27 protein-coding genes and 1 tRNA gene are annotated in these 21456 nt (G+C 65.6%); 18 read left to right on the top strand and 10 right to left on the bottom strand.

Translation table 11 applies throughout. From position 1 onward, the window contains the following. Window positions 1-190 precede the first annotated feature (190 nt). A complete protein-coding gene (locus OE747_RS06285; protein ID WP_263827751.1) occupies window positions 191-592 on the top strand; it encodes a DUF4864 domain-containing protein in 402 nt (133 codons plus the stop codon). A gap of 140 nt (window positions 593-732) precedes the next feature. Next, a complete protein-coding gene (locus tag OE747_RS06280) occupies window positions 733-3018 on the top strand; it encodes a glycosyl hydrolase family 28-related protein (RefSeq protein WP_263827750.1) in 2286 nt (761 codons plus the stop codon). Between the two features lie 55 nt (window positions 3019-3073). Here OE747_RS06280 and OE747_RS06275 read toward each other — a convergent pair whose 3' ends face one another. Next, window positions 3074-3739, bottom strand: a complete 666-nt coding sequence (locus tag OE747_RS06275; RefSeq protein ID WP_263827749.1) for a hypothetical protein — start codon at window positions 3737-3739, stop codon at window positions 3074-3076. Between the two features lie 150 nt (window positions 3740-3889). Here OE747_RS06275 and parA point away from each other — a divergent pair, with 150 nt between their 5' ends. From parA to OE747_RS06255, 4 genes are all read left to right on the top strand, one after another. Beyond that, window positions 3890-4522 (top strand): ParA family partition ATPase, encoded by a 633-nt coding sequence (parA, locus tag OE747_RS06270; RefSeq protein ID WP_263827922.1) that lies wholly within the window; start codon window positions 3890-3892, stop codon window positions 4520-4522. A 31-nt stretch (window positions 4523-4553) separates the two neighbouring features. Next, a complete protein-coding gene (locus tag OE747_RS06265) occupies window positions 4554-4880 on the top strand; it encodes an antibiotic biosynthesis monooxygenase family protein (RefSeq protein WP_263827748.1) in 327 nt (108 codons plus the stop codon). An 84-nt stretch (window positions 4881-4964) separates the two neighbouring features. Beyond that, window positions 4965-5372 carry a universal stress protein gene (locus OE747_RS06260; RefSeq protein WP_263827747.1) on the top strand — a complete coding sequence of 136 codons (408 nt, stop codon included), beginning with the start codon at window positions 4965-4967 and terminating at the stop codon, window positions 5370-5372. A 61-nt stretch (window positions 5373-5433) separates the two neighbouring features. Continuing rightward, complete coding sequence (locus OE747_RS06255) at window positions 5434-6012, top strand: NYN domain-containing protein (RefSeq protein WP_263827746.1); 579 nt, start codon at window positions 5434-5436, stop codon at window positions 6010-6012. A 2-nt stretch (window positions 6013-6014) separates the two neighbouring features. On the opposite strand, the gene OE747_RS06250 is transcribed toward OE747_RS06255, so the two are convergent. The 3 genes from OE747_RS06250 to phnF are packed head-to-tail and all read right to left on the bottom strand — an operon-like array spanning window position 6015 to window position 8053. Next, entirely contained in the window at window positions 6015-6497 is a 483-nt protein-coding gene (locus tag OE747_RS06250) for a pyridoxamine 5-phosphate oxidase (RefSeq protein WP_263827745.1), read from the bottom strand. Beyond that, on the bottom strand, window positions 6494-7285 hold the full coding sequence (locus OE747_RS06245) for a formate/nitrite transporter family protein (protein WP_263827744.1): 792 nt from the start codon (window positions 7283-7285) through the stop codon (window positions 6494-6496). Before OE747_RS06245 ends, OE747_RS06250 begins: the two co-directional genes overlap by 4 nt. A gap of 57 nt (window positions 7286-7342) precedes the next feature. Next, window positions 7343-8053, bottom strand: coding sequence for a phosphonate metabolism transcriptional regulator PhnF (phnF, locus tag OE747_RS06240; protein ID WP_263827743.1), 711 nt, complete (start codon window positions 8051-8053; stop codon window positions 7343-7345). Between the two features lie 103 nt (window positions 8054-8156). Here phnF and phnG point away from each other — a divergent pair, with 103 nt between their 5' ends. From phnG to OE747_RS06200, 8 genes are all read left to right on the top strand, one after another. Continuing rightward, window positions 8157-8612: a phosphonate C-P lyase system protein PhnG gene (gene phnG / locus OE747_RS06235; RefSeq protein ID WP_263827742.1), complete on the top strand. Its 456-nt coding sequence runs from the start codon at window positions 8157-8159 to the stop codon at window positions 8610-8612. Further along, entirely contained in the window at window positions 8612-9187 is a 576-nt protein-coding gene (gene phnH / locus OE747_RS06230) for a phosphonate C-P lyase system protein PhnH (protein ID WP_263827741.1), read from the top strand. Before phnG ends, phnH begins: the two co-directional genes overlap by 1 nt. A gap of 3 nt (window positions 9188-9190) precedes the next feature. After that, window positions 9191-10288 (top strand): carbon-phosphorus lyase complex subunit PhnI, encoded by a 1098-nt coding sequence (locus OE747_RS06225; protein ID WP_263827740.1) that lies wholly within the window; start codon window positions 9191-9193, stop codon window positions 10286-10288. Then, window positions 10285-11130: an EamA family transporter gene (locus OE747_RS06220; protein WP_263827739.1), complete on the top strand. Its 846-nt coding sequence runs from the start codon at window positions 10285-10287 to the stop codon at window positions 11128-11130. The genes OE747_RS06225 and OE747_RS06220 overlap by 4 nt, the downstream gene beginning before the upstream one ends. 3 nt (window positions 11131-11133) lie before the next feature. After that, a complete protein-coding gene (locus OE747_RS06215; protein ID WP_263827738.1) occupies window positions 11134-11964 on the top strand; it encodes an alpha-D-ribose 1-methylphosphonate 5-phosphate C-P-lyase PhnJ in 831 nt (276 codons plus the stop codon). Window positions 11965-12049: 85 nt separating this feature from the next. Next, on the top strand, window positions 12050-12820 hold the full coding sequence (gene phnK, locus OE747_RS06210; protein ID WP_263827737.1) for a phosphonate C-P lyase system protein PhnK: 771 nt from the start codon (window positions 12050-12052) through the stop codon (window positions 12818-12820). Window positions 12821-12888: 68 nt separating this feature from the next. Beyond that, window positions 12889-13572: a phosphonate C-P lyase system protein PhnL gene (gene phnL / locus OE747_RS06205; RefSeq protein ID WP_263827736.1), complete on the top strand. Its 684-nt coding sequence runs from the start codon at window positions 12889-12891 to the stop codon at window positions 13570-13572. Continuing rightward, the gene (locus OE747_RS06200) at window positions 13569-14117 is read left to right on the top strand and encodes a phosphonate metabolism protein/1,5-bisphosphokinase (PRPP-forming) PhnN (RefSeq protein ID WP_263827735.1); all 549 of its coding nucleotides are present in this window, start codon (window positions 13569-13571) and stop codon (window positions 14115-14117) included. Before phnL ends, OE747_RS06200 begins: the two co-directional genes overlap by 4 nt. On the opposite strand, the gene OE747_RS06195 is transcribed toward OE747_RS06200, so the two are convergent. Then, window positions 14099-14782 (bottom strand): DUF1045 domain-containing protein, encoded by a 684-nt coding sequence (locus OE747_RS06195; protein ID WP_263827734.1) that lies wholly within the window; start codon window positions 14780-14782, stop codon window positions 14099-14101. The two genes, OE747_RS06200 and OE747_RS06195, sit on opposite strands and share 19 nt — an antisense overlap. 53 nt (window positions 14783-14835) lie before the next feature. On the opposite strand from OE747_RS06195, the gene OE747_RS06190 reads away from it, so the two are divergent. Further along, a complete protein-coding gene (locus tag OE747_RS06190; RefSeq protein WP_263827733.1) occupies window positions 14836-15978 on the top strand; it encodes an alpha-D-ribose 1-methylphosphonate 5-triphosphate diphosphatase in 1143 nt (380 codons plus the stop codon). 32 nt (window positions 15979-16010) lie between these two features. Here the strand turns inward: OE747_RS06190 and OE747_RS06185 are convergent, their stop codons facing one another. Beyond that, window positions 16011-16442 carry an excalibur calcium-binding domain-containing protein gene (locus OE747_RS06185; protein ID WP_263827732.1) on the bottom strand — a complete coding sequence of 144 codons (432 nt, stop codon included), beginning with the start codon at window positions 16440-16442 and terminating at the stop codon, window positions 16011-16013. A gap of 176 nt (window positions 16443-16618) precedes the next feature. On the opposite strand from OE747_RS06185, the gene OE747_RS06180 reads away from it, so the two are divergent. Both OE747_RS06180 and OE747_RS06175 read left to right on the top strand, forming a co-directional pair. Further along, window positions 16619-16867, top strand: coding sequence for a hypothetical protein (locus OE747_RS06180; protein ID WP_263827731.1), 249 nt, complete (start codon window positions 16619-16621; stop codon window positions 16865-16867). A 224-nt stretch (window positions 16868-17091) separates the two neighbouring features. Then, entirely contained in the window at window positions 17092-18120 is a 1029-nt protein-coding gene (locus OE747_RS06175; RefSeq protein ID WP_263827730.1) for a D-cysteine desulfhydrase family protein, read from the top strand. Between the two features lie 23 nt (window positions 18121-18143). Here the strand turns inward: OE747_RS06175 and OE747_RS06170 are convergent. From OE747_RS06170 to OE747_RS06160, 3 genes are all read right to left on the bottom strand, one after another. Next, window positions 18144-18220, bottom strand: a tRNA-Arg gene (locus tag OE747_RS06170). Between the two features lie 35 nt (window positions 18221-18255). Beyond that, window positions 18256-18729, bottom strand: coding sequence for a GNAT family N-acetyltransferase (locus tag OE747_RS06165; RefSeq protein ID WP_263827729.1), 474 nt, complete (start codon window positions 18727-18729; stop codon window positions 18256-18258). Window positions 18730-18734: 5 nt separating this feature from the next. Next, the gene (locus tag OE747_RS06160; RefSeq protein WP_263827728.1) at window positions 18735-19046 is read right to left on the bottom strand and encodes an ETC complex I subunit; all 312 of its coding nucleotides are present in this window, start codon (window positions 19044-19046) and stop codon (window positions 18735-18737) included. 159 nt (window positions 19047-19205) lie between these two features. On the opposite strand from OE747_RS06160, the gene OE747_RS06155 reads away from it, so the two are divergent. Then, window positions 19206-20972 carry an adenylate/guanylate cyclase domain-containing protein gene (locus tag OE747_RS06155; protein ID WP_263827727.1) on the top strand — a complete coding sequence of 589 codons (1767 nt, stop codon included), beginning with the start codon at window positions 19206-19208 and terminating at the stop codon, window positions 20970-20972. A gap of 100 nt (window positions 20973-21072) precedes the next feature. Here OE747_RS06155 and OE747_RS06150 read toward each other — a convergent pair whose 3' ends face one another. Continuing rightward, window positions 21073-21279: a cold-shock protein gene (locus OE747_RS06150; RefSeq protein ID WP_164132764.1), complete on the bottom strand. Its 207-nt coding sequence runs from the start codon at window positions 21277-21279 to the stop codon at window positions 21073-21075. Window positions 21280-21456: the final 177 nt, after the last annotated feature.

Here is a 21456-nt window from a genome sequence, read left to right as displayed (position 1 = left end):
CCCGAACATGGCAATCTGTGCGAGGGGCAGCCCTTCTGACTTAAAAGGTGCAGATCCCCTGCACGTTTCTTGAGTGTCATCTTGATGTGTTTATGAATCAAGATATTTGATTCATGGAATTTAAGAGGCGGTAAGTCAGGTGATCCGAAGTAGGTGACAGCTTCGTATGAAGGCCAGGAGGATACCGGACATGAAACGACTGATCGCAAGTCTCCTGCTGGCCGCATGTCTTGCAACCCCCGCCGCGGCCCAGAGCGACGAGATCGAGACCGTCATCAGCAGCCAGATCGAGGCCTTTCTGGCGGATGATTTCGTGACTGCCTTCAGCTTTGCCAGCCCGATGATTCGCGACATCTTTCGCACGCCCGAGAACTTCGGGGCGATGGTGCGGGGCGGCTATCCTATGGTGTGGCGACCTGCCGATGTGACCTTTCTGGAGCTGCACGAGGAAGACGGCGCGCTGTGGCAGACGGTGCGGATCACCGATGCGCAGGGCATGGTGCACTACCTGGGCTATCAGATGGTCGAACTGGAAAACGGCTGGAAGATCAACGCGGTGCAGGTGTTGAAGGCGCCGGGTCTGTCGGCCTGAGGCAACACCACCGTCACGGTGCCCTGAGCGCCGGTTAATCCCTTTCCTTTAGCGATATGGCGCGTTCGGGGGCGACCCGGACCCGTCACATGCATGCGCCAGGGCAGGTGGTCTGCGGCGCGATTGGGAAAGGGATTTGGATGAACAAGGCAATCACCGAGGGCATCAACTTTATGCCGCCGGCCTTCCAGCTGGGGCTGGATGTCTGGTCGAGCGGCGACGGCACACCGGGGTCGGATACCTATGACGGCGCGCCCAATGCCGCCTTTGTGCCAGCGGACGCGGATTTCGGCGGCTGCCTGGAGTTGCAGAAGACCAGTTCGGTACAAAAGCTGCGTTACATGGGGCAGACGCCGTTGCAGCCGGGCTGTTACTTGCAGGTCAAGGTGCGCGTCAAGGCGATCAGCGGCAACCTGCCCAGCGTGCGGGTGGCGGGCTGGGCCGGGGGCGCGGGGGGCGCCCATGTGACGGGGGTGACCGAGCTTTCTCCGCCGGTAACACTGACCAGCTATGGTCAGGTGGTCGAGGTGACCGGCATCGTCGGCTCGGGTAATCGCGGCGGCGTCGACATGTCCTGGGGCCGGACGGCGATTTACGGTCATTTCGGGATCAACCTGGAAGGGCCGAGCGGCGGCATCGTGCGGATCGACGATATCGAGATCACGGACGTCACCGGCGTGTTTCTGCGCGACATGCTGAGCCTTGTGGATGTGCGCGACTATGGCGCGGTGGGCGACGGGGTGACCGACGATGCGGCCGCGTTTGAAGCAGCGGACGCAGCCGCGGCCGGGCGGCGCGTGTTCGTGCCCGAAGGCAGCTATTTCCTGGGCGAGACGGTCAATATCCAGTCGGAGATCGAGTTCGAGGGCACGGTGTCGATGCCGGTCGATAAGATGCTGGTGCTGACCAAGAACTACAACCTGCCCGCCTATATCGCGGCCTTTGGCAACGAGGAGACCGCGTTTCGCAAGGCGTTTCAGGCGCTGCTGAACGGGGTCGATCACGAATCGCTGGACCTGGGCGGACGCAAGGTGACGATCACCGCGCCGATCGATATGCAGGCGGCGGTGCCGAACCGCAGCAGTTATGCCACGCGGCGGGTGATCCGCAACGGGCAGCTGGACGCGGTGGGCGGGCCGGCCTGGGACACCCAGACCTACACCTCGCTGGCGACATACAATCCGGCGAACCAGCGCACGCTGACCAATGTCGCCAATGTCGCCAATATTCCAATTGGCGCACGGGTCACCGGGGCCGGGGTCGGGCGCGAGATCTACGTGCGATCAAAGAATGTGGGCGCGGGGGAGATCACGCTGAACGCCGGACTCTACGATGCGGCGGGCACGCAGGTCTTCACCTTTCACGATTACAAATACATGCTGGATTTCAGCGGCTTCAGCGCGCTGTCGAAGTTCAACATGCAGAACATCGAGTTTCAGTGCAACAACAACTGTAGCGGCATCAAGCTGGCCCCGTCGGGCGCGACATTCGCGCTGTTCGATTGTTTCATCAGCCGGCCCAAGGATCGCGGCATCACCTCGATCGGGGGCGGCTGTCAGGGGATGCTGATCGACGGGTGCCAGTTCCTGTCCTCGGAAGAGGGGGCGAATGTCGCGGATCGAACCTCGATCGCGTTCAACGTCAATGCCAATGACGTCAAGCTGCGCCACAACCGCGCGACCAATTTCCTGCACTTTGGCGTCATGGCCGGGCAGAACCACATGATCCTGGGCAATCACTTCTTCCAGGGCGATGCTGTGCCGAACGGGCCGCGCACGGCGGGGATCGTCATCATCGGTACCTATTCCAGCTGCACCTTCGCCGAGAACTATGTCGACAATTGCAGCTTTGAATGGACCAACGAACAGGACGCCAACCCCGATTTCAGCGGCGGGTTCTCGTTCAGTTCGATGAGCATCACCGACAATATCTTTTTGTCGGGAGAGGTGGCGCCATGGTTCAGCTATGTGGTGATCAAGCCGCATGGTGTGGGCCATTTCATCAACGGCATGACGGTGACCGGCAACAAGTTCCGCTCGATCAACGGCTATATCGACCGGGCCGACCGGGTCGATACCAGTTTCTCGGGGCTGAACTATGACCGGACCAAGAACCTGATTTTCGAGGGCAACATGTATCACGGGGTCAGCATCCAGTCGGAAAACCCGTTGCGGCTGGAGTATCAGCAGGCGACCGCCTCGGATAACTGGCTGATCGACACCGAGGGCAGGCTGCCTTTTGGGGCCGAAAGCCGGGGCATTCAGGCGGTGGTGGCGCAGGGGGCGCTGACCGACTCGGGCGGCGCGGTGCGGTACCTTGCCCCTTATGCGCAGGCGCAGCAGGGGACAGGGCAGGACATGATCCGGCTGCGCTGGAGCGAGCCGGTCAAGGGTACGGTCATCGCTACGATCCGCGCCGACAAGTAAGCGCGGGCAGGTGTCGGGGCTGCGTGCAGGCGCAGCCCCTTTTTCGTCGTTGCGATCAGAAATTGCGCCAGAAGCCGAGTTTCAGCCCGATGTTGCCGGGCAGGGCCGATTTTCGTTCCAGCCCGACCACCCAGATGCTGCCCTTGCCCGCGTCGATCAGCAGCGAGGGCGTGAGGGTCCAGAACACCGGCAGGCCGGAGACATAGGCGGTTTCCAGTTGCAGCATCGGGTCGATGCGGCGCGGGGTCGACAGGCCCGCGGTGAAATCGAGCTTGAAGATCTCTGTCGCGGTGCCAAATCGGCGCTCCCACCCTGCGTCGGCGGCGAACCAGCCCGGCCCCCAGCGGGTATCGAGACCCTTGCCATAAGACAGTGTCAGCTTGGTCATTGGGTTCCATTCGCCCAGCCAGTGATGGCCGCCCAGGCCAGCCTCGACAGCAAGGCGCCCGCGCTGACCCAGGTCCGCCAGCGGATAGCGCAGGAACAGCAGGGCGTGACCTGCGAGGCCGGGCTGCTCGTTCACATCGACACCCAGCGTCCAGCGCTCGGTCACACCCCATTCGCCATAGACTGCGCTCTTGTAATCCAGAACACCATCGAACCGGTAGAGCGTGGCGGTGACCGCGGTGAAACCGGTGCCGCGCTCGCGCAGCCATGCGCCGGCCGCGGCCTGACCGGCCACGGCGAGGCAGATCCAAACGGCAAACAGCACCCGTCCCATTGCGTCCCTCTGGCCTCAGCCTTGCCGGGATTGGTTAACGAAGCGTTAGGACGGGCAATCGGGCGGCGATGCCGCAGGGAAACAGGACGAATCGCCGTTGTGCTCTGCGGTGCGCCCTATATGCTGCAATGCGGCATGATGGAGGGCGCCATGGGACAGGTGATCACGGTCGCGCAACAGAAGGGCGGGTCGGGCAAGACCACGCTGGCGGTCAATCTGGCCGTTGCCTTTGCCCGCGCGGGCAAACGGGTGGCGTTGATGGATACCGACCCGCAGGGGTCGGCCGGGCGCTGGTTCATGGCGCGGCTCGAGGCGGGCGACGCGCCGGGGCTGGAGTTTTCCACCGCCTCGGCCTGGGGTGTCAGCTATGAGGTGCGCAAGCTGGCCAAGGAACACGATATCGTCATCATCGACACCCCGCCCAAGGCCGACAGCGATCTGCGCCCGGCCCTGCGCGAGGCCGATCTGGTGCTGATCCCGGTGGCGACCTCGCATCTGGACCTGTGGGCGGTGGAAATGGTGCTGTACCTGGCTGAGCGCGAGGAAAAGCCCGCGCTGATGGTGATGACCCGCAACCGTCCCGGAACCCGGCTGGCACAGGATGTCGCCGCCAAGGCCGGAGAACTGAAGGCCGAGCTGGCGCAATCGGTGATGTCGAACCGCGTGGTCTATGCCGAGACATTGGGGCAGGGGCGCGCCGCGCTGGAGGCGCCCAAGGGCCCCGCCCATGCCGAAGTGACTGGATTGATGCAGGAAATAGAGCGCGCGCTGGAAAAGCTGTGATAGGCTGAAGGGCAGGAAAAGGAGACCCGCCATGCCCAAGATCGTCAAGGCCGCCCCGGTGCAAACCGTGATCACCACATTCGAGATGACGCCGGGCACCTGCCAGGATCTGCTCGAGGCGCTGACCGAGGCCTATGCCGAGTTCATCTCGAAACAACCCGGATTCATCGCCGCTGGCCTGCATGTGAACGACGCCCAGACCCGGATCGCCAATTACTCACAATGGCGGCGGCGCGAGGATTTCCTGGCCATGCTGCGCACCCCCGAGATGCGCGAGAGAAACCGCAAGCTGAACGAGATGTGCAAAAGCTTTGAGCCGGTCATGTATGAGGTGGCCGAGACCTTTGACGCCGACTAGGTCGCCGGAAAAGGCTGATCTGGATCAAGGCAGGGGCGAGGGGCACAGGGCATTCTATACGCATCCCTAACGGAGGCGCGAACCATGTATCACAATATCCTCGTCCCCATTTCGTTCGATTCCGAGCGCGACGTATCTGGCCCGCTGAAGCTGGCCAGACTGCTGGCCACGCCCGAGGCGCGGATCACGCTGTTGCATGTGGTTGAGCATATCCCGGCCTATGCGATCTCGTATATGCCGCCCGATTATCTGGCCGAGGCGCGCAAGGCGCTGAAAGGCGAGCTGGACAAGATGGCCGCCGGTCTGCCCAATGCCACTGGTGTGCTGATCGAGGGGCATTCGGGCCGCTCGATCCTGGACTGGGCCGAGACCAACAAGCCCGACCTGATCATCATCTCCTCTCACCGGCCGGGGATGCAGGACCTGCTGTTGGGTTCCACCGCCGCACAGGTTGTCCGCCATGCGCAATGCGCGGTGCATGTGGTGCGCTGAGTTCACCCCAGGTCACCGTTGATGTTGCCTTAAGCGACTGAATAAGCGATACGATCAACCTATGGTCGTATCGCTTTTGATTCTGTTGCTGTCGCTTGCCCTGTTCACCTGGTCCGTCCTGAGCATCGGCCCGGTTCTCTCTCCTGCCCTGTTGCTGGCTGCCGCGGGCTTTGTGGCCAGTCTGCTGCTGCTGATCCGCGCCCGGACGCGGCCCCCGTCGCAATGGATCGTCGTCGACGGGTCCAATGTGATGTTCTGGCGCGATGACACGCCCCGGCTGGAGACTGTCCAGCAATGCATCGAGGCGCTGGTTCTGCATGGCTGGACCCCGGTTCTGTGGTTCGACGCCAATGTCGGTTACCAGGTCGGGTCGCGTTACATGGGTCCGCGCGACCTGTCGCGGGCGCTGCGCTATCCGGCGGCCTGTATCAAGGTTGCCCCCAAGGGCAGACCGGCCGATCCGCTGCTGCTGGCACAGGCCGAGAAACTGGGCGCGCGCATCGTCACCAACGACCGTTACCGAGACTGGGCCGAGACCTATCCCCAGGTGCGGGACCCCGATCTGTTCCTGCGTGGCAGTGCCTCGTTCGCCGGTGTTGTGCTGCGGGTCGAGGACGAGCATCCGCGCCGCCGTGCCTGACGTTATGGCGACAGCTCCTTGCCCGTCAGCCGCACCGCCTTGCCGAAACCGGCATTCAGCAGGCCATCGGTGATGGCAAAGCGGACAAATCGGAAATCGCCAAAATCGGCGTAAAGCCCCGCCTTGGGCCGCTGCTGCAGATAGCGGGTGCGCAAGGCGTCATGTTCGGGCGTGCCGCGCGTGATCAGTTGTGCGATGCAGTGCAGGGTCAGGCGCGGATGAGTCAACGGGTCACCCTTACTGCCCGGCTCCCCGATCAGCAGGGCGCAGGCGGGGGTCGCCTCCAAAGCGGCGCTATGGGCGGCAAGGGCCGAGATCAGCGAGACGGGCACACCCTGCGCATCGGTGGCCAGCGCGATGCGGCTGACCGACGGGTTCAGGCCACCCGGTTGCAGCACCGCCAGCGCGGCGTGCCGCGCCGCGTCGATCAGGGCGCGGGCCTGGGCGCGGGTTTCGGCATCGGCGGGCAGGTAGGGGTCGGTCATGATGGGCTTTGGCGCAGATAGGCAAAGCGATAGGCCAGCGCCACGCCGCCCGCCCCGCCGAGGATATTGCCCAGTGTGACCCAGAGCAGGTTCGACAGCGCCGCGCCGAATGTCACCTCAGCCCCGGCCAGCATGCCCTGCGGGATCAGGTACATATTGGCCACCGAGTGTTCCAGCCCCAGCAGGACGAACCCCGAGATCGGCCAGAGAATGGCCAGGATCTTGCCCGCCGCCGTGCGTGCGGCAAAGGTCAGCCAGACCGCGAGGCAGACCAGCGCATTGCACAACACCCCGCGCATGAAGGCGGCGCCGGGGTCCAGTGCCGCCTTGCCGCGCGCGATGGCCTGCGCGGTTTCGCCCATCGGTCCGTCCAACAGGCCCGTCAGGCCAAAAGCCAGCGCCAGCCCGATCGCACCCACCAGATTGCCCAGATAGACCAGGCCCCAATTGCGCAACAATGCGGACAGAGTGATCCGCCGGTCCACCGCCGCCATCACCATCAGCGCATTGCCGGTGAACAGCTCGGCGCCGCCAACGATGACCAGGATCAGCCCGAGAGAGAACACCACCCCGCCCAGGAACCGCGCCGGGCCAAATCCCGCATCCGCGCCGGTCATCACCATCGTATAGGCCGCGCCGCCAAAGCCGATGAAAACCCCCGCCAGCACCGCAAGCGTCAGGGTCTGGGCTGCGCTGAGCCCGGCTTTGGCCGCGCCTGCGGTTTCCACCAGGCGGGCAATTTCGGCGGGCTTATAGGCATCTAGCCCGGTAGGGTTGATATCGCTCATATTCTTAGCCTAGCCATGGTTGCGCCGTCTGTACATTGATGCCGATCAAAGGGCGGCTCAGTCCTCGCCCACGGTCAAGGTCACCCGGTCACCGGCAAACCAGGTGCGGCCGTATTCCACCGGCCGGCCTTCGGGGTCCACGTTCACGCCGGTCGTATGGAGCAGCGGCGCCCCCTCGTTCAGCCGCAGGTGCAGCGCCTGTGTGGCGGTGGCGGGCCGGGCGGTGAGCCGGGTCCGGACCCGGGTGAAATCCGCCACCCCCATCCGTTGCAGGGCGGCGGTGACGGATCGGGTCTCGGTCAGCGCATCGGGCAGGCCGGGAAAGCGGGCGGCGGGAAACACGCTCTGGAACACGGCGATGGGCTGGCCATCGGCCAGCGACAGCCCGTCATAGACATGCACCTGCGCGCCGGGCGACAGGTGCAGCGCCTCGGCCTCGGTCGCGTCTGCGGTGCGGGTCAGAAGGGTCAGGATGCGCTTGCCCGGAATGCGGCCGCCGGCGGCGATGTTCTTGTGAAACCGCACCCGCTTGCCGATGGCGTAATCGGTGGGCCGGGCGGCGACAAAGACACCGGCGCCGCGCCGCGCATGCACCAGACCCTGATCGGCGAGATCGGCCAGCGCCCGACGCACCGTGTGCCGGTTGACCCCATGGGTCGCGGCCAGCTGCGCCTCGGTCGGTAGCTGGTCGCCTTCGCCATAACGCCCCTCGGCGATGTCTTCGGTCAGGCTCAGCGCGATGGTCTTCCAGACGGGGCTGCGGCTCATGTCATCAAAACTTCATCGTTGGGTGGATTGCGGGATGGGGGGCAACCCGCTAATATTTGTCTAGTTGTATAGTGAATGTAGACAACCGGGCCAAGAGGCTTTTATGGCAGATCAAGAGAAAGAGACGGCGGCGCGGCAGGGCTGGATGGGCCTCTTGGCCCGCGCGCCCGAGGCGGCGCTGATGGCGCTCTGGGACCGGGTCGAGGAGCGCCCCGCCTATGACTGGCTGCGCGCGCCCGAGACCGGCGGCGTGATGGTACGCGGTCGCACCGGTGGTACCGGCGCCCCCTTCAACCTGGGCGAGATGACCGTGACGCGCTGCGCCCTCGCATTGGCGGATGGTACGGTGGGGCACGCCTATGTCCAGGGCCGCTCGCGGGCCAAGGCCGAAGCAGCGGCGCTGATTGACGCCCTGATGCAGACCGAGGCCGCCGAACGTATTCGCACACGCGTGCTGGAGCCGCTGGCCGCCCAGATGGCCGAGCGCGCCGAAACCCGCGCCGCCCGGGCCGCCGCCACCAAGGTTGAGTTCTTCACGCTGGTCAGGGGAGAGGATTGATGGACGGATCGAGCCTTTATGCCGGTGGCTTTCGCGACGCGCCTGTCGACGCGGCGCATGCCTTTCGCGCCGCGATGACCGCCATGGCGCGGCCCGGTGACATCCGCAGGATCGCGGGTGCTGCTCCGCCCGCGCCCCTTTCGGTTGCGGCGGGCACGCTGTTGCTGACGCTCTGCGACCCGGAAACGCGGGTGCATCTGGGCGGGACGGTGGACACCGACGCGGTGCGCCAGTGGCTGAGCTTTCACACCGGTGCACCGCACTGCGCCGCCGCCGAGGCCGATTTCGCGCTGGGCAGCTGGGCCGACCTGATGCCGCTGTCGCGCTACCGGATCGGCACGCCGGAATATCCCGACCGCTCGGCTACGCTGATCGTCGAATGCGACCGGCTGGAGAACACCGGCGCGGTGCTCAGTGGTCCGGGTATCCGCGACACCGCCCGCCTGTCATTACCGGATGCGGACGCGTTGCAGGGCAACGCGACGCTTTACCCGCTGGGCTGCGATTTCTTCTTCACCTGCGGCGACCGGGTTGCGGCCCTGCCGCGCAGTACCACTATCCGCGCGGAGGGCTAGGCCATGTATGTTGCCGTCAAAGGGGGCGAACGCGCCATCGAGAACGCCCATGCCTGGCTGGCCGAGGAGCGGCGGGGCGATATATCCGTTGCCGAACTCTCCCTTGCCCAGATCCGCGAACAGCTGAGCCTGGCGGTGAACCGGGTGATGGCCGAGGGCTCGCTCTATGACCCCGACCTGGCCGCGCTGGCGATCAAGCAGTCGCGCGGCGACCTGATCGAGGCGATCTTTCTGATCCGCGCCTATCGCACCACCCTGCCGCGCTTTGGCGCGAGCCGCGCGGTCGATACCGGCGCCATGGCCTGCGACCGGCGCATCTCGGCCACGTTCAAGGACGCGCCGGGCGGGCAGGTTCTGGGGCCGACCTTCGACTACACCCATCGCCTGTTGGATTTCAAACTGGCCGCCGAGGGCGCGGTGCCGCCCGCGCCAAGCGCCCCCCCGCGCCGCGAGCCGACACCGCATATCACCGAGTTTCTGGGGCAAGAGGGGCTGATCCAGCCCGAGCCCGAGCCCGAAAGCGAGGCCGTGCCGCGCGACCTGACCCGCGAACCGCTGGAGTTTCCCGCCGACCGCGCCTTGCGCCTGCAATCGCTGGCGCGCGGGGATGAGGGGTTTGTGCTGGGCATGGCCTATTCCACCCAGCGTGGATACGCCCGCAACCATGCCTTTGTCGGCGAGCTGCGCATCGGGCGGGTCACGGTCGAGATGGAGATCCCCGAACTGGGCTTTGCCATCGAGATCGGCGAGGTCGAGCTGACCGAATGTGAGACGGTGAACCAGTTCAAAGGGTCCAAGACCGAGCCGCCGCAGTTCACCCGCGGCTATGGGCTGGTGTTCGGCCAGTCCGAGCGCAAGGCGATCTCCATGGCGCTGGTCGACCGCGCCCTGCGCTGGCAGGAACTGGGCGAGGACAATCTGGGCGCGCCGGCGCAGGACGAGGAATTTGTGCTCAGCCATTGCGACAATATCCAGGCCACCGGGTTCCTGGAGCATATCAAGTTGCCCCATTACGTCGATTTCCAGTCGGAACTGGAACTGGTGCGCAAACTGCGCCGCGAGGCGGAAGAGCGCATCGCACGTCGGGAGGCGGCGGAATGAGCGGATTTGTCTTTCTGGTGGTGATGCTGGCGGCGCTGCTGCACGCCACATGGAACGCGTTGGTCAAGGGTGGCTCGGACAAGAGCGCCGCGATGACGGCGGTGGTGATGGGGCAGGGCCTGTCGGGGCTGCTGCTCCTGCCCTTTGCCCCGCCGCTCGACTGGTCCTGCTGGCCCTATCTGCTGGCGGGGATCGGGCTGCACCTGGGCTATCAGTTGTTCCTGATCCAGGCCTACAAGATCGGTGACCTGACCCAGGTCTATCCGATCGCGCGCGGCGCCTCGCCCTTGCTGGTGGCGCTGGGCACGGCGCTGTTCTTCGGGGTGACGTTCAGCCAGACCGAGCTTTTGGCGATGGCGATGATCTCGGTCGGGATCGCCTCGATCGCGCTGGTGCGGCGGGCGGACGGCAATTTCAACATGGCCGCCGCCGGGCTGGCGCTGATCACCGGGCTGTTCATCGCCGCCTATTCCATCGTCGACGGGCAGGGCGCGCGCATCGCGGGCACCGCGCTGGGCTTTTTCGGCACACTGACAGCCGCGAACGCGTTGGGCTTTGCCCTGGTGGCACGGGTCGCGCGGCCCGGGCTGCTCAGGCGGGCGGCCAGCCTTTGGCGGCTGGCGATCCTTGGCGGCGCCGCTTCCTTCACAGCCTATGTCCTGGTGGTCTGGGCCTTTACCCAGGCACCCATCGCGCTGGTCACCGCGCTGCGCGAATGTTCCATCGTCTTTGCGCTGATCATCGGCGTGACTTTCCTCAATGAAAGGCTCGACCTGAAAAAGGTCGCCTCGACCGCGCTGACGCTCGCTGGCGCGATCCTTCTTCGCATGAGCCGGAGCTGACCCATGTCTGACTATAACTTCGCCTATCTCGACGAACAGACCAAGCGGATGATCCGCCGCGCCATCCTCAAGGGGCTGGCGGTGCCGGGATACCAGGTGCCCTTTGCCAGCCGCGAGATGCCGATGCCCTATGGGTGGGGCACGGGCGGCGTGCAGGTCTCGGCCGCGACGCTGACCCCCGAGGACCGGTTGAAGGTCATAGACCAGGGCGCCGACGACACCACCAACGCGGTGTCTATCCGCAAGTTCTTTGAACGCACGGCCGGGGTGGCCACGACCGAGGCGACGCAGGAGGCGACGGTGATCCAGACCCGCCACCGTATCCCCGAGGCGGAGCTGACCGAGGACCAGATCCTAGTCTATCAGGTGCCGATCCCCGAACCGCTGCGCTTTCTGGAGCCGCGCAAGACCGAGACGCGCAAGATGCACAGCCTTCAGGAATACGGGCTGATGCATGTGAAGCTCTACGAGGATATCAGCCAGCATGGCGCGATCTCGACCGCCTATGCCTATCCGGTGCGGGTGGCCGACCGCTATGTGATGGACCCTTCGCCGATCCCCAAGTTCGACAACCCCAAGATGGAGATGGCGGCGATCCAGCTCTTCGGCGCCGGGCGCGAGCAGCGCATCTACGCGGTGCCGCCCTATACCCGCGTCGTCAGCCTCGATTTCGAAGACCATCCGTTCGAGGCCACGAAGGCCGATCATCCATGCGACCTGTGCGGCGCCGGGGACAGCTATCTGGACGAGGTGATCATGGACGATGCGGGAAACCGGATGTTCGTCTGTTCCGACACCGATTACTGCCGCTCCCGCCGCGAGGAGGCGGCATGAGCGCATCGGTCGGGACAGGGGAAAAAATTTCCACGAAATTTTTTGGACAGGATTTTTTCAAAATCCTGGGCGCGGGAGGTGAGGGATGAGCCCTTTGTTGCAGGTCGCAGGCATCGAGAAGCGCTATGGTGCGCGGATCGGCTGCACCGATGTAAGCTTCGATCTCTATCCCGGCGAGGTGATGGGGATCGTGGGCGAAAGCGGGTCCGGCAAGTCGACATTGCTCAACTGTCTGGCCGGGCACCTGGCGCCCGATGCGGGGCGGGTGATCTTTGACACCCGGCACATGGGGCCGGTGGATACGGTCACCATGTCCGAGCCCGAGCGGCGGATGTTGTCGCGCACCGACTGGGCCTTTGTCCATCAGCATGCCCGCGACGGGCTGCGCATGTCTGTCTCGGCGGGCGGCAATATCGGCGAGCGGCTGATGGCGGTGGGCGACCGGCATTATGGCCGCATCCGCGCGGCGGCGCTCGACTGGCTGGACCGGGTCGAGATCGACGGCGCCCGGATCGACGACCGGCCATCGGCCTTTTCCGGCGGCATGCAGCAGCGTTTGCAGATCGCGCGCAATCTGGTGACAGGTCCCCGGCTGGTATTCATGGACGAACCCACCGGAGGCCTTGACGTGAGCGTGCAGGCGCGTCTTCTCGACCTCTTGCGCGGGCTGGTGCGGCGGATGGGGCTGAGCGCCATCATCGTCACCCACGATCTGGCGGTGGTGCGGCTGCTGGCTGACCGGCTGATGGTGATGAAGGACGGGCGCGTGGTCGAGAGCGGTCTGACCGATCAGGTGCTGGACGATCCCCAGCATGGCTATACGCAACTGCTGGTGTCGAGCGTGTTGCAGGTCTGAGGGGGCGCTGCCCCCGCGCCTGCGGCGCTCCCCCGGAGTATTTTGGGGCGAAATGAAAGGGATTTGGGATGATCGACATCCGTGACGTGAGCAAAAGCTTCACCCTGCACAATCAGGGCGGCGCGGTGATCCGGGTGATGGAGGGCGCATCGCTGCATGTGGCGCCTGGCGAATGTGTGGCGCTGACCGGTGCGTCGGGGGCGGGCAAGTCCACCCTGATGCGGGTGATCTATGGCAATTACCTGGCGGCCTCGGGCTCTGTCCTCGTGGGCGGGCTGGATGTGGCCCGGGCCGAGCCGCGCGAGATCCTGCGATTGAGGCGCGAGGTGCTGGGCTATGTCAGCCAGTTCCTGCGGGTTGTGCCAAGGGTGCCGACGGTTGAGGTGGTGGCCGAACCGCTTCTGGCGCTGGGGGTTGATCCCCACACGGCGCGGGCGCGGGCCGAGGTGCTGCTCAGGCGGCTCAACATTCCCGAACGGCTCTGGTCGTTGAGCCCCACCACCTTTTCCGGGGGCGAGCAGCAGCGGGTGAACATCGCGCGCGGCTTTGCCCATGCCTATCCGGCGTTGTTGCTGGACGAGCCGACCGCCAGCCTCGACGCCGAGAACCGCGCGGTGGTGCTGGGGCTGATCGCAGAGGCCAAGGCGCGCGGCGCCGCCATCGTCGGCATCTTTCACGATGTCGAGGCGCGGGAGCGGGTCTGCGACCGGGTGGTCGATGTCTCGGGGTTTACCCCGGTGGTGGCGGCATGAGTCCTGTGCCGGTGATCGCGGTTGTCGGCCCGTCCGGCGTGGGCAAGGACAGCGTCATGGCCGCACTTGCGGCGCGCGATCCGGGATTGCGCCTGATCCGGCGGGTGATCACCCGGCCGGAAGAGGCGGGTGGAGAGCCGTTTACCGGCGTCTCACCGCAGGAATTCGAGGCGATGCGCGCGGCGGGCGGTTTTGCCCTGAGCTGGCAGGCGCATGGGCTGAGCTATGGAATTCCGATGCCCTCGGACGCGGAACGGGCAGGGGCGCGGGCGCTGCTGGTCAACCTGTCGCGCGGTGTGCTCTTGCGCGCGCAGGAGGTGTTTCGCCCCTTTGCCGTGCTGTCCCTGACGGCGCGGCCCGAGGTGCTGGCGGCGCGGCTGGCCGCGCGCGGGCGCGAGGATGTGGCCGATCAGGCGCGGCGGCTGGGGCGTGCCGATATGGCCCTGCCCGAGGGGCTGCGCCGGGAAATCACGATCGACAATTCAGGCCCGCTCGACGACACGGTCGAGGCGGTTCTGGCCCATCTTCAGAGGGAAAGCGCGTAGCGATGGATCAGGTGAAACCGGCCATATGCGGCCTCGCCCACCAGCGCCAGATCGGCGAGCGTGAACGGCACCGGCAGCAAGGGGCCGAGCCGGTCCTGCAACAGGGCCTGTGCCTGCGCCAGCGCGTCCTCGTCCAGCCTTCCGGTCAGGGTGATGTGAAAGCGGAACTGGTCGAGCACGTAAGGATAACCCCAGCGCTCCAGATGCGCGTCTTGCGCCGGGCTGAGCCGGGCGGCGCGGCGGCGCTCCAGCTCCTGCGGGGTGGCGGGGGCGCGAAACGGGTCCAACTCGGTGACACAGGCCGCCGCCAGCGCGTTCAGCGCGCTCAGCTCCCCCACCGGGCGCAGCGCCAGGAACCGGCCGAGCCGGGTGATCTCCAGCCCCGCCAGCACCACCGCCGGGCGGCGGGCGGCCAGCGCCGCGCAGGCCCGGTGCAGCGCCTCGGGATCCTGCCCCGCGGCCAGGCGAAACGGCGGTTTCATCGTCGCGTGCAGCCCGTATTTGCGCGGCGTAGCGGTCAGGGCGGCCACATCCAGCCCGGTGCCCTCGGGATGCGCCAGCTCCTGCCCGGTCTCGACATCCCAGCCCAGCCAGGCGGCACCGAACCTTGCCCAGGCCTCGGACGCGGGCGGCAGGAAATAGATCGCGTATCGCAGGAATGTCACATTGGCCTCCTATGTCGTGGCCTTCACCCATGCTCCAACCAGATGAAGTTCAGATGACAGAAGAGTTGATCCTTGCCAATGCCACGCTGGTTCTGCCCGGCGAGACCGTGACCGGCAGCCTGCGGGTGGTGCATGGTACCATCGCCGAGATCGCCCAGGGCGCGCGCGTGCCCGCCGGGGCCGTCGATTGCGGCGGCGACATGCTGGCGCCTGGGCTGGTGGAACTGCACACCGACAATCTGGAGCGCCATATCCAGCCGCGCCCCAAGGTCGACTGGCCACATGCCGCCGCCATCCTGGCGCATGACGCGGAATTGGCCGGCACCGGCATCACCACCGTGTTCGACGCGATGCGGGTGGGCTCGATCCCCTCGGGCGCCGGACGCTACCTGAAATACGCCCGCAGCCTGTCGCGCGAACTGTGGCAGCTGCGCGAGGCGGAGGCGTTGAAGATCAGCCATTTCCTGCATCTGCGGGCCGAGATCTGCTCGGAAACCCTGGTCGAGGAGCTGGACGAGTTCACGCCCGAGGACCGGGTCGGGCTGGTTTCGCTGATGGACCACACGCCGGGGCAGCGGCAGTTCCGCGACATGGCCAAGCTCGAAGCCTATATGAAGGGCAAGAACGCGATGGACGACGACACGTTCCTGCAACATGTCAGCCATCTGAATATGCTGCGCGACCGCAATGGCGACCGGCACGAGGCCGAGACGGTCAAGGCCGCCGCGCGGCTGGGATCGGTGCTGGCCAGCCATGACGACACCACGCCCGAACAGGTGGCGGTATCAGCCGGTCACGGCATCCGGCTGGCCGAGTTTCCCACCACGATCGCGGCAGCCGAGGCCTGCCGTGCCCATGGCATCAAGGTGATCATGGGGGCGCCGAACCTGATCCGGGGCGGGTCGCATTCCGGCAATGTGGCGGCGCGGGATCTGGCCGAACGCGGGCTGCTCGATATCCTCAGCTCGGATTACGTGCCCTCGGCGCTGCTGTTGTCGGCGGTGCGCCTGGGCGAGCTCTGGGGCGATCTGGCCCGTGGACTGGCCACGGTGACGCGGGCGCCCGCCCATGCGGTGGGGCTGCACGACCGGGGCGAGATCGCGCCGGGGCTGCGCGCCGACCTGATCCGGTTCCGCATGCGCGAAGGCGTGCCGGCGCTGCAATCGGTCTGGTCGCGCGGGTGCCGGGTGGCCTGAGCGATCAGGCAAGGCGAAGCGGCGCCGACGGCTTAGGGCCGGACGAATTTGGCGGTACCCGGCTGCTGGCGCGGCGGCGCGTCGCGTGCCGGGATCATGGCCGCCAGGTCGGGCAGGGCATCGCAGGCGATGCCATCCAGATCGGCATCGTTGCGGGCATGATAGCCAGGTCCGCCGACATGGGAGGGCGCCAGGCCGACCCTATGCGCCACCTCGCAGCCAGCCAGCGCCGCCAGGTGCCGCAGGGCAAGCTCGGGCTCATAGGGGCTGGTGCGGATGAAAACCCCCAGCGCGGTGGTCGCGGTCAGCACCGGGATCGAGGCCAGAAGCATCACGATCCGCAGCGGCGACAGCGCCCGCGCCCGCGTCCGTACGGCCCGTTTCTGGCGGCGCGAGGGGGCCCGCTGGGCGGGCTCGGCCAGTTCGGGATAAAGCGCTTGGCGGAGGGTTTGCAGTTCGGACATGGCCAAAGCATGGAGCCTGAATGTGGCAGCGTCATGGCAAACGCCAAAGCAGCCTGTGAAGATAACATAACATATTGAAATATATAGCTTAAATATATTTTCAGACACCACTTGCGCGCCACCGAAGCCACACCATTTACCATTCGGTTTCAACCCATGCTCAAAGGAGCACCCCGATGCGTGGCCTTTTCCTTGCCGCAACCCTCCTTGTCGCGACCCCGGCCCTTGCTGACGAAGTCACCGGCACCATCCTGGCTTATGATCGCGTGGACGGTCTGATCGTTCTCGACGACAAGACCGTATGGTCGCTGGAATTCGTCACCGAGGTGCCCGAGGGGCTGATGTCGGGCGACGAGGTGCATATCGTCTATGAAACGGCGGGCGAGGACGGGATCACCAAGATCTCGGCGATCCACCGCAAGTAAGCGATATACGTCGGCATGCCCCGGACCTGTCCGGGCATGCCGCGGGCAGAGCCTCCTCCAGTTACCTTTGTACCGGCGGGGGCCACCTCTGGTGGCCAGCGCAGTCATGGGCCGTGTGGTGCTTTCCATTTCTGTTGGCAAAGCACAGGCGACAGGCATAACCTGATGCCCGAACAGCAGGCGGCCAGGACCAGTCCGGCCGCCGCCTTGGGTGGACAGAAAACATGACAGCCGCCGCCGTGGATGCACGCCTCGCGCCTTTCCCCCGCGCCCCTCTGATGACGGGCACGACCCCAGTCGAGCGGCTCGATCGCTTGTCCGATCTCTTGGACATCGACCTCTGGATGAAGCGCGACGATCTGACCGGGCTGAGTTTCGGCGGTAACAAGACGCGACAACTGGAATTCTACTTTGGCGACGCGCTGGCGCAGGGGGCCGACACGGTTCTGATCACTGGCGCGGTACAGTCGAATTTCGTCCGCGCAGCGGCGGCAGCGGCGGCGCGACTCGGGATGCGGGCGATCCTGCAACTGGAAGAGCGGGTGCCCGGCATGGGCGATCTCTACCACAGCTCCGGCAACGTGCTGCTGGCCCGGATCCTTGGCGCCGAGCATATCCGCTTTCCGGTGGGCGAGGACGAGAGCGGCGCCGATGCCGCCCTGCACCGGCGGGCCGAGGCGCTGCGGGCCGAAGGGCGCAAACCCTATGTCATCCATCTTGGGTCCGATCATTCGCCGCTGGGGGCGCTGGGCTATGTCGCCGGGGGCGCCGAGTTGCTTGGGCAGATAGATGATTTCGACGCCGCGGTGGTGCCCTCGGGCAGCGGCTCCACCCATGCCGGGTTCCTCACCGGCCTGCGCCTTGCCGGGTACGCGGCGCCGGTCTACGGCATCTGCGTGCGCCGCGACGCCGACCAGCAACACCGGCGCATCGAGACCGTGGTGACCCGGCTTGCCAGTCTCATGGAGTTCGACCCGGCGCGCGTGCTGGGCGGGATCAGCCTGTGGGATGGCGCGCTTGCGCCGGGCTATGGCCGGATCGGCGAGACCACGCAAGAGGCGCTGACCCTGATGGCGCGGAGCGAAGGCGTGTTCCTCGACCCGGTCTATACCGCCAAGACCTTTGCCGGGCTGCTCGGCCTGCTGCGCCAGGGCGTGATCGCCAAAGGACAAAAGGTGGTGCTGCTGCATACCGGCGGTCAGGCGGCGCTTTTTGCCTATCAGCAAGAGCTGGACGCCCTGCTCAATCGCTGAGCACGCGCGGCGGACGAGGCTGCTGGCGATCCCACGAGGACTCGAACCCCGAACCTGCTGATTAGAAGTCAGCTGCTCTATCCAGTTGAGCTATGGGACCGCTTGGCGCCTGTTATGCCACGCGCGGGGCGGGGGTCAAGCGGCGGTGCGCAGGTCCAGGTGCATGAATGTGGACCACGGATCTTCGGCATAGTCGTCAAAGGGGCCGCATTCCACGAAACCATAGCGCTCATAGAGGCTGCGGGCAGGCCGGAAATCCTCGGTCGAGCCGGTTTCCAGATAGACCCCCCGGGCGCCCTGCGCGCGGGCGTGGTCCAGCAGAAACTCCAGCATCGCCCGGCCTGCGCCGGTGCCGCGCGCCTCGGCCACCGTATGCATCGATTTCAGCTCCATCGCGCCGTCCGGCAGCGTTCTGAGCGCGCCCATGCCAATCGTCGCACCATCCAGGCGGATCAGGAAAAACACCACATCCGGCCTGTCCAGCCCACCGCCGTCCAGCACATGACAGCTTTCCTCGGGCGATTGCGAGGCCATCAGCGCCACGTGACGCGCGATCAGTGCCGCCGCCTCGGGCTCTGACGGGCTGGCCCGCTCAATCACAAAGGCCATGGGTCTCAGTGTGTCCAGGGGCCGCGCCGGTTGGTGGCGAAATTCTCGCCATAGCCGCGCGGCCGCAGGTTGGGCTTGCGCTTGTGCGGCTCGCTGACGCTGGCTTCGATCCCGTGCGCCTTGGCGTAGTCCAGCGCTGCTTCCTTGCTGTCGAACCGCAGCCGGACCTGGCTCTGGGTGTCGTCGGACGAGGTCCAGCCCATCAGCGGATCGACCTCGCGCGCCGAGCCCTGGGCGTATTCCAGAACCCATTGGCGGGTCTTGGCCATGCCCGAGGTCATGGCATTCCGGGCGGGCTGGTAGATCCGTGCGCGCATCGCTGTCTCCGTCGTGTTCGGCTGGTCTCTATATGCGCGGATCAGGGCGAACGGGCAAGACCGTTTTCCGCGACCGGTCGTCGCCGGGCGGTACGGATTCCACGCCCGTCGCGCCACTGCCCGCTGGACCGGCGGGATGAACTGCCCTACCAATCGAATATGGGCAACGAACAGATATCGCGGCGTCTATCAGCCATACTGGCCGCTGATATCGTCGGGTATTCCCGCCTGATGGCCGAGGACGAGGCCGGAACGCTCAGCGCGCTGAACCGGCACCGGCGCGAGGTGTTCGACCCCTGCGTGTCCCGCCACAACGGCCGCATCGTCAAGCTGATGGGCGATGGTGCGCTTGTCGAGTTCCTGAGCGTCTCCAATGCGGTGCAATGCGCCACCGAGATTCAGGACACCATGGCCAGGCTGAACGGCGCCGGGGGTATCGCCCTCAGGATCGGCGTCAACCTGGGCGACGTCATCCTTCAGGATGACGACATCTTTGGCGATGGCGTGAACGTCGCCAGCCGGCTGGAGCAGCTGGCGCAACCGGGCGGCGTCTGCGTCTCTTCGGTGGTGCAGGAAAGCGTGGGCGGCCGCCTTGGGATCGCGTTTCAGGACGGCGGGCAGGTCTCGGTCAAGAACATCGACCGGGCCTTGCGCGTCTATCACTGGCATCCGCAGGATGCCGCGCCGCCGCCAAACGGAACGGTGAAGCCCGAAAAACCGCGCGATCCCGCCTATGCCATTGCCGTTCTGCCGCTGGACAACATGTCGGGCGACCCCGAGCAGGAGTATTTCTCGGACGGGATCAGCGAGGATATCATCACCGACCTGTCCAAGGTCTCGGGCCTGACCGTCATCGCCCGCAACTCCAGCTTTGCCTACAAGGGCAGGTCCATCGACCTGCGGGTGGTCGGGCGCGAGCTGGGTGTTACCCATGTTCTCGAAGGCAGCGTCCGGCGCGCGGGCCAGCGCGTGCGCATCACCGCCCAGCTGATCGACACCAAAGACGGCAGCCATGTCTGGGCCGACCGTTATGACCGGGACCTGACCGACATCTTCGCGGTGCAGGACGAGGTGACGCTGGAAATCGTCAAGGCTCTGAAGCTGTCGCTGTCGCCCCGCGAACGCGCGAATATCGCCGATGTCGGCACCTCGAACATCGAGGCGCATGAAGATTACATGCGCATGCGCGGCTTCCTGTTCTTCCCCGGCATGAATGCCGAAGGCTGGCGCAAGGCCGTCGCCTATGGCGAGCGCGCCATTGCCCGCGACCCCGGCTATGCCGACGCCTATGGCATGCTGGCCCTCATGCACCTGCTGGACTACCACAACCACTGGTCCGGTACGCCTTCGGAAGAGGCGATGCAAAAGGCGGATACCCTGGTCAGGCGCAGCCTGGCGCTTGGCCCGGACAATATCTGGCCCAACAACGCCTATGCCGCCATTTCGCGGTGGCAGGGCAAACTGGACGAAGCCCTGCCCGCGCTGGACCGGGCCATGGCCAAAAGCGCGGATTACGCGATGGGCTGGTTCACACGGGGCGAGATCGAGATCGCCCAGGGCAAGCTCGACGATGCGATCGAACATCTGGAACGCGCGATCCGGCTCGATCCCTCGTTCCGGCACCAGTTCATGCAATTCCTCGCCATGGCCCATTTCCTCAAGGGCAGCTTCGAGACCGCGGCGCTGTTTCTGAAGGAACGGGTCTTCCTGGTGAAGGACACCGATATCGGGCGCGCCTGGCTGGCCTCGGCGCTGGGACATCTGGGCGAGGTGGAGGAGGCGCGTCAGGTCTGGCAGGACATGCTGGAGATCAACCCGACATTCGACATCCGGACCCGGCTGGCCCGGCTCACCCTGTCCGATCCCGCCCACGAGCAGTTGGTCTTGCAGGGGCTGGAAAAGGCCGACCTGCTTGCGGACAGCTGAGCGCGCCGGGATCGGCCCGGCAAAGAAAAAGCCCCCGGTTGGGGGCTTCCTCGGAAAGGCGTAAAAACCACCGGCGCATGTGTCCGGTGGTCGAACCGGCTTATGCCAGTTGCAGGTTGGTCGCGCTCTCGCGGCCATCACGGCCCGATTCCAGATCGAAGGTCACTTTCTGACCGTCATCCAGCGAACGGATGCCTGCGCGCTCCAGCGCGGTGATGTGGACGAAAACGTCCTTGCTGCCGCCATCGGGCGCGATAAAGCCGAAGCCTTTGGTGGTGTTGAACCATTTCACGGTGCCAGTAGCCATCGTGAGATCTCCTATATGTTTCGTTGCCCGCAACATGCGGCAACCCGGCCAGTCAGTTCGAAATCGAGGGACTGTGGCCGAATAGGAGAACAGTTTGTCGAGATAGAAATCAGTAGCGTCGTACACATGTGGGTTACGGCTGCATTTTGCAAGGAAAATCGCTGGAACTTCAAAAAA

Origin of the sequence: Ruegeria aquimaris (assembly GCF_025751555.1) — a bacterium.
Lineage (GTDB): Bacteria > Pseudomonadota > Alphaproteobacteria > Rhodobacterales > Rhodobacteraceae > Ruegeria_B > Ruegeria_B aquimaris.
The sequence above is the reverse complement of the archived record's forward strand: the minus strand, read 5'-3'. Positions and strand labels throughout refer to the sequence as shown.